10 protein-coding genes are annotated in these 16,494 nt (G+C 71.5%); 9 read left to right on the top strand and 1 reads right to left on the bottom strand.

Annotated elements, in window-relative coordinates:
* Nucleotides 1-211 precede the first annotated feature (211 nt).
* The 3 genes from ACFYO9_RS04960 (at nt 212) to ACFYO9_RS04950 (ending at nt 3,700) form a co-directional block, all read left to right on the top strand.
* Nucleotides 212-787: a sigma-70 family RNA polymerase sigma factor gene (locus tag ACFYO9_RS04960; RefSeq protein WP_355803770.1), complete on the top strand. Its 576-nt coding sequence runs from the start codon at nt 212-214 to the stop codon at nt 785-787.
* A 161-nt stretch (nt 788-948) separates the two neighbouring features.
* On the top strand, nt 949-2,463 hold the full coding sequence (guaB, locus tag ACFYO9_RS04955) for an IMP dehydrogenase (RefSeq protein WP_355803768.1): 1,515 nt from the start codon (nt 949-951) through the stop codon (nt 2,461-2,463).
* Nucleotides 2,464-2,575: 112 nt separating this feature from the next.
* Nucleotides 2,576-3,700, top strand: a complete 1,125-nt coding sequence (locus ACFYO9_RS04950; RefSeq protein WP_355803766.1) for a GuaB3 family IMP dehydrogenase-related protein — start codon at nt 2,576-2,578, stop codon at nt 3,698-3,700.
* Between the two features lie 67 nt (nt 3,701-3,767).
* Here the strand turns inward: ACFYO9_RS04950 and ACFYO9_RS04945 are convergent, their stop codons facing one another.
* Nucleotides 3,768-5,021 (bottom strand): nucleotide sugar dehydrogenase, encoded by a 1,254-nt coding sequence (locus ACFYO9_RS04945; RefSeq protein WP_358776798.1) that lies wholly within the window; start codon nt 5,019-5,021, stop codon nt 3,768-3,770.
* 227 nt (nt 5,022-5,248) lie between these two features.
* On the opposite strand from ACFYO9_RS04945, the gene ACFYO9_RS04940 reads away from it, so the two are divergent.
* From ACFYO9_RS04940 to ACFYO9_RS04915, 6 genes are all read left to right on the top strand, one after another.
* Nucleotides 5,249-6,958 carry a glycerol-3-phosphate dehydrogenase/oxidase gene (locus tag ACFYO9_RS04940; RefSeq protein ID WP_355803762.1) on the top strand — a complete coding sequence of 570 codons (1,710 nt, stop codon included), beginning with the start codon at nt 5,249-5,251 and terminating at the stop codon, nt 6,956-6,958.
* A gap of 459 nt (nt 6,959-7,417) precedes the next feature.
* Nucleotides 7,418-9,469: a protein kinase gene (locus tag ACFYO9_RS04935; protein ID WP_358776797.1), complete on the top strand. Its 2,052-nt coding sequence runs from the start codon at nt 7,418-7,420 to the stop codon at nt 9,467-9,469.
* Between the two features lie 130 nt (nt 9,470-9,599).
* On the top strand, nt 9,600-12,632 hold the full coding sequence (locus tag ACFYO9_RS04930) for a protein kinase (RefSeq protein ID WP_358776796.1): 3,033 nt from the start codon (nt 9,600-9,602) through the stop codon (nt 12,630-12,632).
* A 132-nt stretch (nt 12,633-12,764) separates the two neighbouring features.
* Complete coding sequence (locus ACFYO9_RS04925) at nt 12,765-14,465, top strand: serine/threonine-protein kinase (RefSeq protein ID WP_358776795.1); 1,701 nt, start codon at nt 12,765-12,767, stop codon at nt 14,463-14,465.
* Between the two features lie 396 nt (nt 14,466-14,861).
* A complete protein-coding gene (locus tag ACFYO9_RS04920; RefSeq protein ID WP_358776794.1) occupies nt 14,862-15,410 on the top strand; it encodes a hypothetical protein in 549 nt (182 codons plus the stop codon).
* Between the two features lie 84 nt (nt 15,411-15,494).
* Nucleotides 15,495-16,355, top strand: coding sequence for an alpha/beta hydrolase (locus tag ACFYO9_RS04915; RefSeq protein WP_358776807.1), 861 nt, complete (start codon nt 15,495-15,497; stop codon nt 16,353-16,355).
* The last annotated feature ends 139 nt before the right edge of the window (nt 16,356-16,494 follow it).

The following is a 16,494-nucleotide window of genomic DNA, read 5'->3' as shown; positions in this document are numbered from 1 at the left end:
GCCGTGTGGTGGGCGGGGCGACCGACGCCCGCCGCTGCTTGTTTCGCCGCCGATGCCGCATCCTTGAGATGTGGAGTTCCTCGGGGACGAGTCGATCGAGCGGGAGGGGAGGGCGCAGGAGATGAGTTCCGGCGCACCTGCTCATAACGCTTCAGTGCACAACTACGGACGCGGTGCCGCGGACCAGTCGCCGCCAAGGCACCATGGACCGATGCGCGATGACAGGACGACGGTGATCGGTGCCCTCGTCCTTCGCGCCGTCGAAGGCGACGAGCAGGCCACGCACGACCTTCTCGCCCATGTGCACCCCCTGGCCCTGCGCTACTGCCGCACCCGGCTGTCCCGACTGCCGGGTGACGCACGGCACTTCGTGGAGGACCTCGCGCAGGAGGTCTGCGTCGCCGTACTCCTCGCGCTGCCGCGCTACAAGGACACCGGCCGCCCCTTCGAGGCCTTCGTCTTCGCGATCGCGGCGCACAAGGTGGCCGACCTGCAGCGCGCGGCGATGCGCCATCCCGGCTCCACCGCCGTGCCCTCCGACGAGATGCCCGAGCGGCCCGACGACTCGCTCGGCCCGGAGGAGCGCGCGCTGCTCAGCAGCGACGCGGAGTGGGCCAAGAAGCTCCTCGCCAACCTCCCGGACAACCAGCGCGAGCTGCTGCTCCTGCGGATCGCGGTCGGGCTCACGGCCGAGGAGACGGGCCAGATGTTGGGCATGTCACCCGGCGCGGTGCGGGTCGCGCAGCACCGGGCGCTGAGCCGGCTGCGGGCGCTCGCCGAGCAGTAGAAACGGTCCGGCCCGGCAGCGGCGGGGGTCCGGCCGCGCGCGTGGGGTGCGTCCGTGTGAACGTACAAAGCTTTCCGATGATCTTGCTCGTGGAATGAGACACCCGCGCTGGCCGTTAGCATGGACATCCGCACCGATCAAGGCCATTTGGGGAAGGTGTCATGACTGCAAACGGCGGTTCTTCGACTGAGGTGCCCGAAAAATTCGCGACACTCGGGCTGACCTACGACGACGTGCTGCTGCTGCCGGGCGCGTCGGAAGTGCTTCCCAACGCGGTCGACACCTCGTCCCGCATCTCCAGGAACGTCCGGGTGAACATCCCGCTGCTCTCCGCGGCGATGGACAAGGTCACCGAGGCCCGCATGGCCATCGCCATGGCCCGCCAGGGCGGTGTCGGCGTGCTGCACCGCAACCTCTCCATCGAGGACCAGGTCAACCAGGTCGACCTCGTGAAGCGGTCCGAGTCCGGCATGGTCACCGACCCGATCACGGTGCACCCCGACGCGACGCTCGCCGAGGCCGACGCCCTCTGTGCGAAGTTCCGCATCAGCGGTGTCCCGGTGACCGACGCGGCGGGCAAGCTGCTCGGCATCGTCACCAACCGCGACATGGCCTTCGAGAACGACCGCAGCCGTCAGGTCCGCGAGGTCATGACGCCCATGCCGCTGGTCACGGGCAAGGTCGGCATCTCCGGCGTGGACGCCATGGAGCTGCTGCGCCGGCACAAGATCGAGAAGCTGCCGCTGGTCGACGACGCGGGGCGGCTCAAGGGCCTCATCACCGTCAAGGACTTCAAGAAGGCCGAGCAGTACCCGAACGCGGCCAAGGACGCCGAGGGCAGGCTGCTCGTCGGTGCCGCCGTCGGCGCCAGCCCCGAGGCGCTCGAGCGCGCCCAGGCGCTGGCCGGAGCCGGGGTCGACTTCCTGATCGTCGACACCTCCCACGGCCACAACAGCAACGCCCTGAGCTGGATGTCGAAGATCAAGTCGAGCGTGGGCGTCGACGTGATCGGCGGCAACGTCGCCACCCGCGACGGCGCGCAGGCCCTGATCGACGCCGGCGTCGACGGCGTCAAGGTGGGCGTCGGGCCGGGCTCGATCTGCACCACCCGCGTGGTCGCGGGCATCGGCGTTCCGCAGGTCACCGCGATCTACGAGGCAGCGGTCGCGGCCCGCGCGGCCGGCGTGCCGGTCATCGGCGACGGCGGCCTCCAGTACTCCGGCGACATCGGCAAGGCGCTCGCCGCCGGCGCCGACACCGTGATGCTCGGCTCGCTCCTCGCGGGCTGCGAGGAGTCGCCGGGTGAGCTGATGTTCATCAACGGCAAGCAGTTCAAGTCGTACCGCGGCATGGGCTCGCTCGGCGCCATGCAGTCCCGTGGCCAGGGCAGGTCGTACTCCAAGGACCGGTACTTCCAGGCCGAGGTCTCCTCCGACGACAAGCTCGTGCCCGAGGGCATCGAGGGCCAGGTGCCCTACCGCGGCCCGCTGGCCAACGTGCTCCACCAGCTCGTCGGCGGACTGCGCCAGACGATGGGCTATGTCGGCGCGGCGAGCATCGACCAGATGGAGAGCAAGGGCCGTTTCGTCCGCATCACGTCCGCGGGTCTCAAGGAGAGCCACCCGCACGACATCCAGATGACGGTCGAAGCGCCGAACTACAGCCGGACCAAGTAGTCTCCCGGCTCACGCGCGCCTGACAGGGGCGGCCCCGGATCAACCGGGACCGCCCCTTCCGTGTGCGTCGGGGATACTGGACGGGCAGACCAAGAGGGAAAGGCCCCACAACGTGACTGAGATCGAGATCGGGCGCGGCAAGCGCGGCCGCCGCGCGTACGCCTTCGACGACATCGCCGTCGTACCGAGCCGGCGCACCCGCGACCCGAAGGAGGTCTCGATCGCGTGGCAGATCGACGCCTACCGCTTCGAGCTGCCCTTCCTGGCGGCCCCCATGGACTCGGTGGTCTCCCCGCAGACCGCCATCCGCATCGGTGAGCTGGGCGGCCTCGGCGTCCTGAACCTCGAGGGCCTCTGGACGCGGTACGAGGACCCGCAGCCGCTGCTCGACGAGATCGCCGAGCTGGACGCGGAGACCGCGACCCGGCGCCTCCAGGAGATCTACGCGGCCCCCATCAAGGCCGACCTGATCGGGCAGCGCATCAAGGAGGTGCGCGACGCGGGCGTCGTCACCGCCGCCGCGCTCTCCCCGCAGCGCACCGCCGAGTTCTCCAAGGCCGTCGTGGACGCCGGCGTGGACATCTTCGTGATCCGCGGCACCACGGTCTCCGCCGAGCACGTCTCCGGCGCCGCCGAGCCGCTGAACCTGAAGCAGTTCATCTACGAGCTGGACGTCCCGGTCATCGTCGGCGGCTGCGCCACGTACACCGCGGCCCTGCACCTGATGCGCACCGGCGCCGCGGGCGTCCTGGTCGGCTTCGGCGGTGGCGCCGCGCACACCACGCGCAACGTCCTGGGCATCCAGGTGCCGATGGCCACCGCCGTCGCCGACGTCGCGGCCGCCCGCCGTGACTACATGGACGAGTCCGGCGGCCGGTACGTGCACGTCATCGCCGACGGCGGCGTGGGCTGGTCCGGCGACCTGCCCAAGGCCATCGCGTGCGGCGCGGACTCCGTGATGATGGGCTCCCCGCTGGCCCGCGCCACGGACGCGCCCGGCAAGGGCCACCACTGGGGCATGGAGGCCGTCCACGAGGACGTGCCGCGCGGCAAGAAGGTCGACCTGGGCACGGTCGGCACGACCGAGGAGATCCTCGCCGGCCCCTCGCACATCCCGGACGGCTCGATGAACTTCTTCGGGGCGCTGCGCCGCGCGATGGCGACGACGGGCTACAGCGAGCTCAAGGAGTTCCAGCGCGTCGAGGTGACGGTCGCGGACTCGCAGCACAAGCGGTGACGCTCGCGCTGCACGTATGACGTCTGAAGAAGGGCCCCGGTACTTCGTACCGGGGCCCTTTTCGTCGTCACAGGCGGTGGGCGGCGCCCGCCGGGGTCGCGCCCCGGGTGTCGAGGAGCAGTTGGGCCTTCACGGCCAGGCCTTGCAGGTCGTACGTGCGGTGGTGCTGGAGCAGGATCGTCAGGTCGGCGTCGGCCGCCGCCTCGTAGAGCGAGTCCGCGCGCGGGACGGGGCGGCCGAGCACGCTCCAGGTGGGCACATAGGGGTCGTGGTAGCTGACGGCCGCGCCGAGCTCCATGAGACGGGTCGCCACTTCCTGTGCGGGGGCGCCCTGTTGGTCGGCGAGGTCGGGCTTGTAGGTGACGCCGAGGAGCAGGACGCGGGCGCCGCGGGCGGACTTGCCGTGCTCGTTGAGGAGGGTCGCCGAGCGCTGGATGACGTACTGCGGCATGCGGTCGTTGACCTGCTGGGCCAGTTCGACCATGCGCAGGGGGCGGGCGCCGCGGGCCGGTCCCGGGATGTCCAGGGGGACGCCGTGGCCGCCGACGCCGGGCCCCGGGCGGAAGGCCTGGAAGCCGAACGGCTTGGTCTCGGCGCAGCGGATGACGTCCCACAGGTCGATGCCCATGTCGTGGCAGAGCACCGCCATCTCGTTGACCAGGGCCATGTTGACGTGCCGGTAGTTGGTCTCCAGGAGGTGCACGGTCTCGGCCTCGCGGGGGCCGCGGGCGCGGACGACCTTGTCGGTGAGGCGGCCGTAGAAGGCGGCGGCCGACTCGGTGCAGGCCGGGGTGAGGCCGCCGATGACCTTGGGGGTGCCGGCGTAGCCGTGGGCGCGGTTGCCCGGGTCGAGGCGGCCGGGGGAGTACGCGAGGTGGAAGTCGCGCCCCGCGCGCAGGCCGGAGCCCGATTCGAGGAGGGGGCGGAGGAATTCCTCCGTGGTGCCCGGGTACGCGGGTGACTCCAGGATCACGGTGGTGTGCGGGCGGAGCCGCGCGGCCAGTGCCCGGGCGGCCTCGGCGACCTGGCTCAGGTCGAGCGAGCGGTCGGCGGCCGCCGGGGTGGGGGCGCAGATGACGGCGGTACGGACCCGGCCGAGCTCGGCCGGGTTGACGGTCGGCCGGAAGCCCCCCGAGAGCATCCGGCGGACGTCGGCGGCGGTGAGGGTGGATTCGGCGCCGTCGCAGGGCAGCCGGCCGCCGGCCAGGTCGGCGGCGCGGACGGGGTCGTAGCCGATGGTGGCGATGCCGCGTGCGACGGCGGCCTGGGCGAGGGGCAGGCCGAGGTGGCCGAGACCGATGACGGCGAGATCTGCGGGCATGGCGGTGGGCCGTCCTCCCAATAGCCGGAGTGAGACGAGTGCGCAAGTCCTGTGGACAAGGCGGACCAGCGCAATGTCAGACTAGGAGTAAATATGACCGATTTGCGGTATTGCGCGGCGTGGGGTTCCGGAGTGTTGTCCACAGGCGGCGGCCGCGATCAGCAGGCGGCGGGGAAATCTGGGCATGATGTGAGTCCGACCACACCCGATCCATGCGGGAGGCAGCGGTGAGGACAGCGACACTGGGGCCGGCGGAGCGCGCCGGGTCACTTGCGGCAATGGCCGAGCGGGAGCTGGACGTCCTGGTGGTGGGCGCGGGCGTGGTCGGCGCGGGCACCGCCCTGGACGCGGTGACCCGAGGTCTGTCCACCGGTCTGGTCGAGGCGCGGGACTGGGCCTCGGGCACCTCCAGCCGGTCCAGCAAGCTGATCCACGGCGGCCTGCGCTATCTGGAGATGCTCGACTTCGCGCTCGTCCGGGAGGCGCTGAAGGAGCGCGGCCTGCTCCTGGAGCGGCTCGCCCCGCATCTCGTGAAGCCGGTGCCGTTCCTCTACCCCTTGCAGCACAAGGGCTGGGAGAGGTTGTACGCGGGCTCGGGCGTCGCCCTCTACGACGCGATGTCGATGTCCCGCGGGCACGGCCGCGGCCTGCCCATGCACCGTCATCTGACGCGCCGCCACGCCCTGCGCGTGGCCCCGTGCCTGAAGAAGGACGCCCTGGTCGGCGCCATGCAGTACTACGACGCCCAGATGGACGACGCGCGCTACGTGGCCACCTTGGTCCGCACCGCTTCGGCGTACGGCGCGAAGGTCGCCAACCGCGCGAAGGTCACCGGCTTCCTGCGCGAGGGCGAGCGCGTCGTCGGCGCCCGGGTGCAGGACGTGGAGGGCGGCGGGGAGTACGAGGTCCGCGCCAAGCAGATCGTCAACGCCACCGGCGTCTGGACGGACGACACCCAGGCGATGGTCGGCGAGCGCGGCCAGTTCCACGTCAGGGCGTCCAAGGGCATCCATCTGGTCGTACCGAAGGACCGGATCAACGCGAGCACCGGACTGATCCTGCGGACCGAGAAGAGCGTCCTCTTCGTCATCCCCTGGGGCCGGCACTGGATCGTGGGCACGACCGACACGGACTGGGACCTCGACAAGGCCCACCCGGCCGCCTCCAGCGCCGACATCGACTACCTGTTGGAGCACGTGAACTCCGTGCTCGCCGTCCCGCTCTCCCGGGACGACGTCCAGGGGGTGTACGCGGGCCTGCGCCCGCTGCTCGCCGGCGAGTCGGACGCCACCAGCAAGCTGTCGCGGGAGCACACGGTCGCCCACCCGGCGCCCGGCCTGGTGGTCGTCGCCGGCGGCAAGTACACGACGTACCGCGTGATGGCCAAGGACGCCGTCGACGAGGCGGTGCACGGCCTCGACCAGCGGGTCGCCGAGTGCGTCACGGAGGACATCCCGCTCGTCGGCGCCGAGGGGTACAAGGCGCTGTGGAACGCCCGCGCGAGGATCGCCGCCCGGACGGGCCTTCATGTGGTGCGCGTCGAGCACCTGTTGAACCGGTTCGGATCGCTGGCAGAAGAGGTGCTCGAACTCATCACCGCGGACCCGAAGCTGGGCGAACCGCTGCCGGGCGCCGACGACTACCTCAAGGCCGAGATCGTCTACGCCGCGTCGCACGAGGGCGCCCGCCACCTCGACGACGTGCTGACCCGGCGCACCCGCATCTCCATCGAGACGTTCGACCGGGGCACCCGCAGCGCCCGGGAGTGCGCCGAGCTGATGGCGCCCGTCCTCGGCTGGGACAAGGACCAGATCGAGCGTGAGGTGCAGCACTACGAGAAGCGGGTGGAGGCCGAGCGGGAGTCGCAGCGCCAGCCGGACGACCTGACGGCGGACGCGGCGCGCCTCGGGGCGCCGGACATCGTGCCGCTCAACTGACCCGCCGCTCCGGGCATCCGGCTCGGGCGCCCGGCTCCGGCCCCTGTCCCCCTTCGGCCGACTTGTCCGTGGCGGCACGGAAAATGACGATCCGTCGGCCCCGGCGGGGGGTGCCCGATGGGGCGTACCGGGACGATCGGTGCCCCTGGGGTGCGGTGCTGCTCAGGGGTGCCGGGGCCGGGGCTTGCCTCGGCCGGTGAGCAGCGGAAGAGTGGCGTCCGTGGCCGGTGCCACGGGTTGTGGCCGGCCCATCGCCAGGCTGACGGAGGTCGCCCCGAGGGGGATCGCCGTCAGGGGACGCGGTGTTGGCGCGGTGGTCCCTCCTGTGACGCGGTCCGTCATGAGGGACGGGAAGAGGGACCCTGGACCCTGGGCATCGGCCGGTCCCCGAGTAAGGGACAATGAAGGCTCTGTCAGGGCGGGTTGCTCGGGTAGCAGCGGTAGCAGCAGAGGGGACGCATGTCGGACGCGGAGCAGACGGGTGAGGCCCGTCGGGACAAGAGCGAACGTCTCCTCGCCGGCCGGTACCGGCTGGGAGAGGTGCTCGGCCGCGGTGGCATGGGCACGGTCTGGCGCGCCAAGGACGAGACACTTGGCCGTACGGTCGCGGTGAAGGAGCTGCGGTTCCCCTCAAGCATCGACGACGAGGAGAAGCGGCGGCTCATCACGCGGACGCTGCGCGAGGCGAAGGCGATCGCGCGGATCCGCAACACCAGCGCCGTGACCGTCTACGACGTGGTCGACGAGGACGACCGCCCGTGGATCGTGATGGAGCTGGTCGAGGGCAAGTCGCTCGCGGAGGTGATCCGTGAGGACGGCGTGCTCACGCCGCGGCGCGCGGCCGAGGTGGGCCTCGCCGTGCTCGACGTGCTGCGCTCCGCGCACCGCGAGGGGATCCTGCACCGCGACGTGAAGCCGTCGAACGTGCTGATCGCCGAGGACGGCCGGGTCGTGCTCACGGACTTCGGCATCGCGCAGGTCGAGGGCGACCCGTCGATCACCTCCACCGGCATGCTCGTCGGCGCGCCGTCGTACATCTCCCCGGAGCGCGCCCGCGGCCACAAGCCCGGGCCCGCCGCCGACCTGTGGTCGCTGGGCGGTCTGCTGTACGCGTCCGTGGAGGGCGTGCCCCCGTACGACAAGGGGTCGGCCATAGCGACCCTGACCGCGGTGATGACCGAGGACGTCGAACAGCCCGAGAACGCCGGTCCGTTGGAGAAGGTCATCTACGGCCTGCTCGCCAAGGACCCCGAGCAGCGGCTCGACGACGCCGGGGCGCGGGCGCTCCTCATGGACGTCATCCACTCCCCGGAGATCAAGGCGGAGCCGGAGCCGGTGGAGGCGACCAAGGTCGTCCCGCTGCCGCCGGTCCCGCCCGCCCCCTCGAAGGCTCCCAGGACACCGAAGACACCGAGGGCCCAGAAGCCGGCCCGGCCCGCGAAGACGACCAGGCTGACGAAGCCCGCCAAGGCCGCGGGTGTGGCCGGTGGGGCTGCCGGGGCCGCGGGTGCGGCTCAGGGCTCCGGAGGCGCTGGTGGCGCCGGTGGTGCCGGAGCGGGGTCGGCCGTCGGTGCCGCCGCCGGGCGTACGGCTGAAGCGGCCGCCGATCGTTTCAAGGGCGCGCTGCAGTCCGTGCGCAAGGCGGCCGCCGGGCGCGGCACCGGAGCGTCGGCCTCGACGCCCGCCGGCTCACCGTCAGGGCCGGGCGGCGGCCGGCCCCGGCCGCCGGTCAAGGCGTCGCTCACCGATGTGGTGCCGCGCCGGACGCTGGTCATCCTCTCCGTGGTGGTCGTCCTCGCGGTGCTCGGCACGGTCCTCGCCCTCGCGCTCGGGGGCGACGGTTCCGGCGCCGAGGACAACAAGGGCGGCGACAAGGCCGCGACCAGCGGGTCGAGCGCCGGTGACTCCGGGAAGGGCAGCGGCAAGGACGCCGACAAGGGCACCGGCACCGGGGGCGACCAGACCAAGGACCCGTCCGAGGGCGCGAGTTCCGGCTCGGGCGAGGACAAGGGCCAGGGCGACAAGGACCAGGACGACAAGGGCAACGGCAAGGACGACGCCGGGAAGAAGCCCGGCGACGGCGCGGAGTCGACGTACAAGCACGGCCAGGGCTTCAAGATCGGGCTGCCGAAGGGCTGGAAGTACGGGTCGACGAGCCAGGCGGGCGCGCGGTTCACCGGCCCCGACGGCCAGAAGCTGCTGGTCGGCTGGACGACCTCGCCCAAGGACGACCCGGTGCGCGACTGGAAGAACCAGGAGCGCTACATGGTCCGGTCGCAGTACCACAAGATCCGCATAGAGAAGGTCGGCTACCGGGGCTGGAACACGGCCGACTGGGAGTTCACCTATGTCGACGGCGGGACCAAGTACCGCTCCATAGACCGTGGCTTCGTCGTCAACGACGGCCTGGGCTACGGGATGATGTACACGGCCAAGGCCGACGACTGGGGCGGCGAGCAGCGGCGCGCCACCTGGCGGACGCTCACCAAGACGTTCGAGCCGAAGTCCTGAGCCCCGAGATCTCGTATCCCCTCATGGTGGTTCACCTCCGGCACGTATCGTGAGTTGTTGCGGACCGTAAGCAGCCGCAACGGACCGCTAAAGATACGGATTTGACCACCCGGCGGACGGGGGAGGCGACGTGGACGACTACGCGGGACGGGTGCTCGCCGACCGCTACCGCCTGCCGCTGCCGCCGTCGGACGAGTACGAGCTGGCCGAGTCCCGTGCCTTCGACACGTACAGCGGGCAGGAAGTCCTGGTCCGGCAGGTGCCGTTGCCCGAGATCGTCGAGGCCGAGGTGGTCGGCGAGGGCGAGCCGCGGGGCGCGGGGCCCGCGGGGCTCGCGGGGCCGTACGACGCCGAGCTCGATGTCGACGACCTGCCCGCCGGTTTCGTGCCGCGGGCCAGGTCCGGCGGTGCCGGGATCCGGCGGGCCGCGTCGCGCACGACGCGCAGGCCCACGGATCCGGCGGTGCGGCGTGCGATCGAGGCGGCCCAGACCGCCGCGCAGATACCGGACCACCCGCGCCTGGACCAGGTCTTCGACGTGTTCGCGGAGGGCGGCTCGCTGTGGATAGTCAGCGAGTTGGTGGCGGCCCGGCCGCTGGCGGCGCTCCTCGCGGACCGGCCGCTGAGTCCGTACCGCGCGGCTGAGGTCGCGGCGGACGTCCTTGCGGCGCTGCGGGTGCTGCACGCGTACGGCTGGGTGCACCGGAACATCACCGCGCGGACCGTGCTGATCTGCGACGACGGCCGCGTGATGCTGACGGGCCTCGCGGCCGGCGCGGCCGAGGAGGCGCTCTGCGGGTATGACCCCCGGCCGGTGGAGGCCGGAGAGGCGGCCGGTTCGGCGGGGTCGGTCGGGAACGTGGCGGGGTACGGGGAGGCTGCCGGGGCGGGTGAGCCGCGTGGGGCGCGTGAGGTGGGCGGGGTTGGTGGGGTAGCCCGTGCGGGGGCCTCGGCCTTGGAGGGCGCCCGGTACGACTCCGGGAGCATGGCGCTCGAACCCGCACCGGAGTCCGCGGGGCGGGATCCGAAGGGCGGGCGTGCGGGTGGCGCCATCGCGGCGTACCACGCGGGGGCGCGGGCCGCCGCGCGGGTGAGTGAGGCTTCAGGGGTGTACGAGCGGGGGCGGCGCGAGGCGGGCTCCCGTGGATCCGACGCCGGAGGGATCGGCGCCCGTGGATCCGATGCCGAGGTGCTCGGCGCTCATGGAACCGGCAGCTCGGGTTCCGATGACGGTGGGTCCGGCGAGGGGGCGTCCGGGGTGGCCGGGCGGATCTCGGACCCGTACGGCGTGGCGGTCACCAAGCCGTGGCACGGCGCGGTGCCGCGGGGCCGGGTTCCGGCGGCACGGCGGGCGGATGCGCCTCGGGGTGACAGCGCGGGCGGGGCCGAGCACGGGCAAGGGGACGGGCGCGGTCACGAGGGCGGGTTCGGGAGCGGTCACGAGGGCGGCTTCGGAAGCAGTCCCGGAAGCGGTCGCGAGGGCGGGTTCGGGGGCGGTCCCGGGAGCGGTCGCGAGGGCGGGTTCGGGGGCGGTCCCGGAAGCGGTCGCGAGAGCGAGGTCGGAAGCGGTCCCGAAAGCGGTCACGAGAGCCCTCACACGCCCCGTGACGCCCGTGGTGGGTGGGACGACGGCCCCGGGGACGGCGCCGCCTCCCGTGGCCCCACCACCGCCCTCGCAGCCGAGCGGGCCCGGCACGCGCGCATGGTCGTCGTCGGCCCCGTCACCGAGCGGTGGGCGCCCGAGCAGGCGGGCCCCGTGCACGAGAACTGGCGGCTCGCCGCGCCGATCGGCCCCGCCACCGACCTGTGGGCCCTCGGCGCGCTGCTCTTCCGCGCCGTGCAGGGACACGCCCCGTACCCCGAGGACAGCACGGCCGAGCTCGTCCAGCTCGTGTGCGCCGAGCCGCCCGCCTTCGCCGAGGAATGCGGGGCGCTGCGTCCCGTCGTTGAGTCGTTGCTGCGTCAGGACCCCACGGAGCGGATCGACTTCGAGGAGCTGAGCGGCTGGCTGCGCTCGTTGGTGCGGTCCGCGCCGGAGCCGGAGGCGGGGGCGCACGTCGTGCCGGTGCCCGCGTACGACGCCGGGCGGCTGCCGGTCGTACGCAGGCGTGGCGAGGTCGTACGCAGGCGGCGCGGCGGCGTCTCGGGCGGTGGTACGGGGTTCGGGCACGGGCGCCACAAGCGCGGCAGGGGCAAGGGTAAGGACAAGGGCGGACACGGCCGCGAGGGCAGGGAGATGCCTCTGGCCGCGTCGGCGCGGCCCCCGCACGAGCCACGGCCGTTACGCGAGCCCCGCCTTTCCCATGAGTCGGAACTGCCCCACGAGTCCCGGGAGTCCCGCGATCCTCATGGGTCCCGCGAGCCTCGTGGGTCCCGTACGCCCAAGGCCGCACGCAACCCCACCCGCAACCCCGGCCGCCCCCGTTCGCTCGGGCGGCTGCTGCTGATCGCCATCCTGATCGGGCTCGCCGCCGCCTTCGTGTACGCGATGGTGTTCATGCCGAAGAACGATGACGGTGCGTCGGGTGATCGCGCCGGCGCGGCGGGCGAGGTCAGTTCGGCACCGAGCGGGAAGCCCGACCGGAGCAACTCCCCGAGCGGCAGCGACGACAGCGACGATAGCGACAAGGACGAGAACAAAGACAAAGACAAAGACAAGCCCGGCAAGAGCCCCAGCTCCCAGGAACCGCAGACCGGCGGACCCGAAGTGCCGCGCGGATTCACCGTCCGCAAGGACCCCGCCGGCTTCCGCGTCGCCGTCGCGAGCGGCTGGGACCGGCAGCCCAAGAACGGCCGGGACCAGGTCCGTTACACGCACGGCGACTTCGAACTGCTCCTCGTCCCGGGCCGCGACACCACGGACGGCTACGGCGGCGACCCGATGAAGTACCAGCGCGAACACGAGCGCGAGCTCCAGCCGTTCCGCGACTCCACCTGGGCGACCTCCAGCGGGATGCGCCGCATCGACGTGGGCGGACGGGCCATGGCGGAGGGCCAGTTCACCTGGCAGGACGACGCGGGCCACGAGGTCTTCGTACGCAATCTCGCGATGGTCGTCGCGGGCAAGTACCACGTGGTCCAGGTGCGCGGACCCGAGGCGGAGAGGGATGAGGTCACACGCCTGTACGAGCAGGCTTCGGCCACGTATCAGGCCACCGATTGAGCCGATTCCGGCACTCGGGACATGCCTGGCATGCGTCACAGTGCGGTCTCCGTGGACCCCCTGTGGTTCCCTGTCCGCCCCGCGCTCCTTAACCTGGGCCTGTCCAGACCATTGCGGGGGAACGTGAATCAGATGCAGGGCCTGCTCCTCGCGGGCCGCTACCGACTCGCTGAGTCCATCGGCCGCGGTGGCATGGGACGGGTGTGGCGCGCGCAGGACGAGGTGCTGCACCGTGCCGTCGCCGTGAAGGAACTGACGGCTGCCCAGTTCGTGCAGGAGGCCGACCGGGCCGTCCTGTTCGCGCGGACCCAGACGGAGGCGCGCGCCGCCGCCCGCATCAACCACCCTGCCGTCGTCACGGTCCACGACGTCCTCGAGTACGACGAGCGGCCCTGGATCGTGATGGAGCTGGTCGAGGGCCGCTCGCTGGCGGACGCCGTCAAGGACGACCACCGTGTCGAGCCCGTGGAGGCCGCCCGCATCGGCCTGTGGACCCTGCGGGCCCTGCGCGCCGCGCACGCCGCGGGGGTCCTGCACCGCGACGTGAAGCCCGGCAACGTCCTCCTCTCCGTCGACCGGCGCATCCTGCTCACCGACTTCGGCATCGCCGCGATCGAGGGCGACTCCACGATCACCCGGACCGGTGAGGTCGTCGGCTCCGTCGACTATCTGGCGCCCGAGCGGGTCAGCGGCGGCAATCCGGGGCCCGCCTCCGACCTGTGGGCGCTCGGCGCCACGCTGTACACGGCAGTGGAGGGGTTCTCGCCGTTCCGGCGGACCTCGCCGCTCGGCACGATGCAGGCCGTGGTCACGGAGGAGCCGGCGGCGCTCGAACACGCGGGCGTCCTCGGTCCGGTGATCAGCGCGCTGCTGCGCAAGGACCCGGAGGCCCGGCCGACGGCCGACGAGGCCGAGCAGATGCTGGCCGAGGCGGCCGAGGGCAGGCGCTCGCAGCGGGCGCAGGCGTATGTGCCCACGCAGGTGCATCCGGCCGCCCCGCACCGGGCGTCCGCCACGCACCCCGACACTCCCGCGCTGGGCAACTTGCCGGACAACCTGTCAGGCCACGCAGGCCACACAGGCGCCTCAGGCCACACAGGCCACCCAGGCCCCCCAAACCACACAGGCCACTCCACGACCGCATCGCCCTCGCCCCTCGGCGGCACCGACACCCCCGTACCGGGAGGCCACGCGGAGCGTGACTCGGTCACGGTCATCGGCGGCGACACGGCAGGCCACCGGCGCCGCCGCTGGCCCGCGGCCGTCGCCGTCGTCGTGGCCGCGCTGCTCGGCGGCGGCGGTGTCTTCGGCTATCTGCAGTTCGCCGGCGGCGACACGAGCGCGGCGGACGACGGCGGGCCCGGCCGGGCGGTCGGCGGCATCCCGCAGGACTGGGAGCGGGTGAAGGACCCCGAGGGCTTCAGCCTCATGCTGCCCAAGTCGTGGAAGCGTGAGGTCGACGGCAACCAGGTCGACTACACGCCGGACGGCGGCCGCCGCTTCCTGCGCGTCGCCGTCGACAGGAACCCGCAGTTCGAGAGCTCCTACACCCATCAGCTGTCCCTGGAGAAGGGCCTGCGGGTCAAGCTGCCCGGGTACCGAAGGCTGCAGATGAACTCCAACACGTTCCGTGACCAGCAGGGTTCCCTGTGGGAGTTCAGCTGGAAGGCGGGCGCGAACGACACGACGGCGGGGCCGCGCCGCGCCATCGAGCAGACGTATCGCAGCCGTGACGGTGTCGAGTACGCGATCTACTTGTCGGCACCGGCCGCCAACTGGCCGGCCACACGCGAGCAGTTCGACGCGATGCTCCAGGGGTGGCGGGAGCACTGAGCTTGTTCCTTGGCCTTGCACCACAGCGAAACTCGACGCCGAGGCGCCGTCCCTCCCATAGCGGCTGACGTCGCTCGACTGGTCGCCGAGTCTGAGCCGGGACACATCAGCGAGCCTGCACCGTGAATTCGCTGAGCTTGCGCGGTTTTCTGCCCTTCACCGAATGGACCCGGAATTCCACTTTCTTGCCCCGCTTGACGTTGTAGTCGCACGTCTTGCGAGTACCTGGCGAGCTGGAGTTCCCCCCTTACACGGTCACGGGGCCGCGCCTCGGCCGGCAGGGGTAAGGCAATGCGTCACATGACGTATTGCCGACGGCAGTTGAACAAATTCCCGCCTTCACCGCAGCCCAAGAAGATCGCACCAACGGAGATCGGAGCTGGCAAACTGCTCGGCATGGAGAAGATACGGCTGCCTCACTGGGGGCTGGGGAACGGCAAGATTCCTGTCAGTCATGCCCCGAGTGGCTTGGCCACGGTGGTGGAGATGAAGAGCGGGGTCCTCTCGAGCCTCTATGTATACGGAGTGATCGATACGCCCGAGCAACTCGAGAAGGGAGACATGCTGCTGACGCACAACACCGGCAGCAGACACCGTGCACGGGCCCTCGTGCCCAGGGAGTACACCCACCTCGCTGTCGACAAGTCGAAGGTTGGCTCGTTCCCTCGTTGGAGACTCGGATTTCGTTCGTCCGACTCGCTGTCGACGTTGAAGAAGAATGCCGAAGGCCGCCACCCAGACGTCCTGCAATACACGGGCGGGCGCGGCACCGCGAAGCTGGACGTGGGCGATGGGTACGTCTACATCAAGCACCGATCACCAGGCGGCGAGGTCGAGACGGAACTCCATCGCAGCAGTGGCCCCTTCCGCGGTACCTTCCAGCTGCCAGGCCCTGGCCTGATCGTGGTGAACTGCCTCGTGCGCTGGTCGGTCACGTTGCGGTGATCAGCAGCGCGGCTGCGCCACAGCCGGTGCGCGGGCGCCACGGGGAGCCTCAATGACGCCGGTAGGTGCTCCGTGGTGACCTTGATGGAGACGCAGGGCGTCACGTCGATGTCCGATGAGGCGCGGATACGTTGGACGGCGCTGGGGGACATGACTCGGCGGCCGGCCGTGGTCATGCTCCATGGCGGTCCGGGTCTGCCGGATTATCTGGGCGATGTCGCCCCCATGGTCGCGGACCTGGCGCCGGTGTACCGGTACGACCAGCGGGGCACGGGGCAATCCCTCTGGCGGGGGCGCCATTCCTTCGCCCGGCATGTCGACGATCTCCGCGCGTTGCTGGACGCATGGGGCGTGCCCAGAGCTGTGCTGATCGGGCACTCCTACGGCACTGACCTGGCGAGCCGGTTCTGCTTGACGCATCCTGACCGGGTTGCCGCGATGCTTCTGATATGTGGGCCGTTCGTCGGTGACTGGCGTACCGGGGACCGAGCGGAGCGAGGCCGCCGCATGTCCGCAGCGCAGTTGGAGCGGCTCCAGTCATTGGAGGAGTTGCCGCACCGGACGGAGGAGCAGGAAGTCGAGCTGCTCACACTGGCCTGGTTCACCGACCACGCCGATCCCGAACGGGGGTGGCACTGGGCCGCGCAGGGTGCCCGGCGGCGTCGCCCCGTCAACTGGGCCATGAACAGCGAGCTCGGCAAGGCAGGGCGGGCGGACCCGCTCGATGAGCATCTTGCCGAGCTGCGCGCATGTCTGCCCGCGCGGGCGGAGCTTCTCGGTGGGGCCGACGATCCTCGCCCCGTGTCGGCTCTTGAATCACTCGCGCTCAGGCTCGATCTTCCGTTGACGCGCGTCGAAGACGCTGGGCACGAGCCCTGGTTGGAGCAGCCGAATGCTGTGCGTGCGCACCTTTGGCGATTCGTGCAAGGCGCGATGGGCTCATAGGGTCTTGATGTCCTCAACTAGGCCGCTCCCTCGCCCTCGCCCAAGGAGTGCGCCCTGACCTGCCCCAAGGGCGGGCGACCGCCGAAGCGCGGCAAGTAACTCCACCCGCCCCCGGCCGCCCCCGCAACGGCCGGAACCC

The organism is Streptomyces sp. NPDC005863 (genome assembly GCF_042871345.1).
Lineage (GTDB): Bacteria > Actinomycetota > Actinomycetes > Streptomycetales > Streptomycetaceae > Streptomyces.
Note: the sequence above shows the minus strand (reverse complement) of the source record. Positions and strands in the feature narration are given on the sequence as shown.

Excerpts from the sequence above, each read along its gene's own strand:
- ACFYO9_RS04915 (WP_358776807.1), top strand. The coding sequence starts at position 15,495 with ATGGAGACGCAGGGCGTCACGTCGATGTCCGATGAGGCGCGGATACGT.
- ACFYO9_RS04945 (WP_358776798.1), bottom strand. The coding sequence starts at position 5,021 with ATGCCCGCAGATCTCGCCGTCATCGGTCTCGGCCACCTCGGCCTGCCC.
- guaB (WP_355803768.1), top strand. The coding sequence starts at position 949 with ATGACTGCAAACGGCGGTTCTTCGACTGAGGTGCCCGAAAAATTCGCG.
- ACFYO9_RS04920 (WP_358776794.1), top strand. The coding sequence starts at position 14,862 with ATGGAGAAGATACGGCTGCCTCACTGGGGGCTGGGGAACGGCAAGATT.
- ACFYO9_RS04925 (WP_358776795.1), top strand. The coding sequence starts at position 12,765 with ATGCAGGGCCTGCTCCTCGCGGGCCGCTACCGACTCGCTGAGTCCATC.
- ACFYO9_RS04960 (WP_355803770.1), top strand. The coding sequence starts at position 212 with ATGCGCGATGACAGGACGACGGTGATCGGTGCCCTCGTCCTTCGCGCC.
- ACFYO9_RS04935 (WP_358776797.1), top strand. The coding sequence starts at position 7,418 with ATGTCGGACGCGGAGCAGACGGGTGAGGCCCGTCGGGACAAGAGCGAA.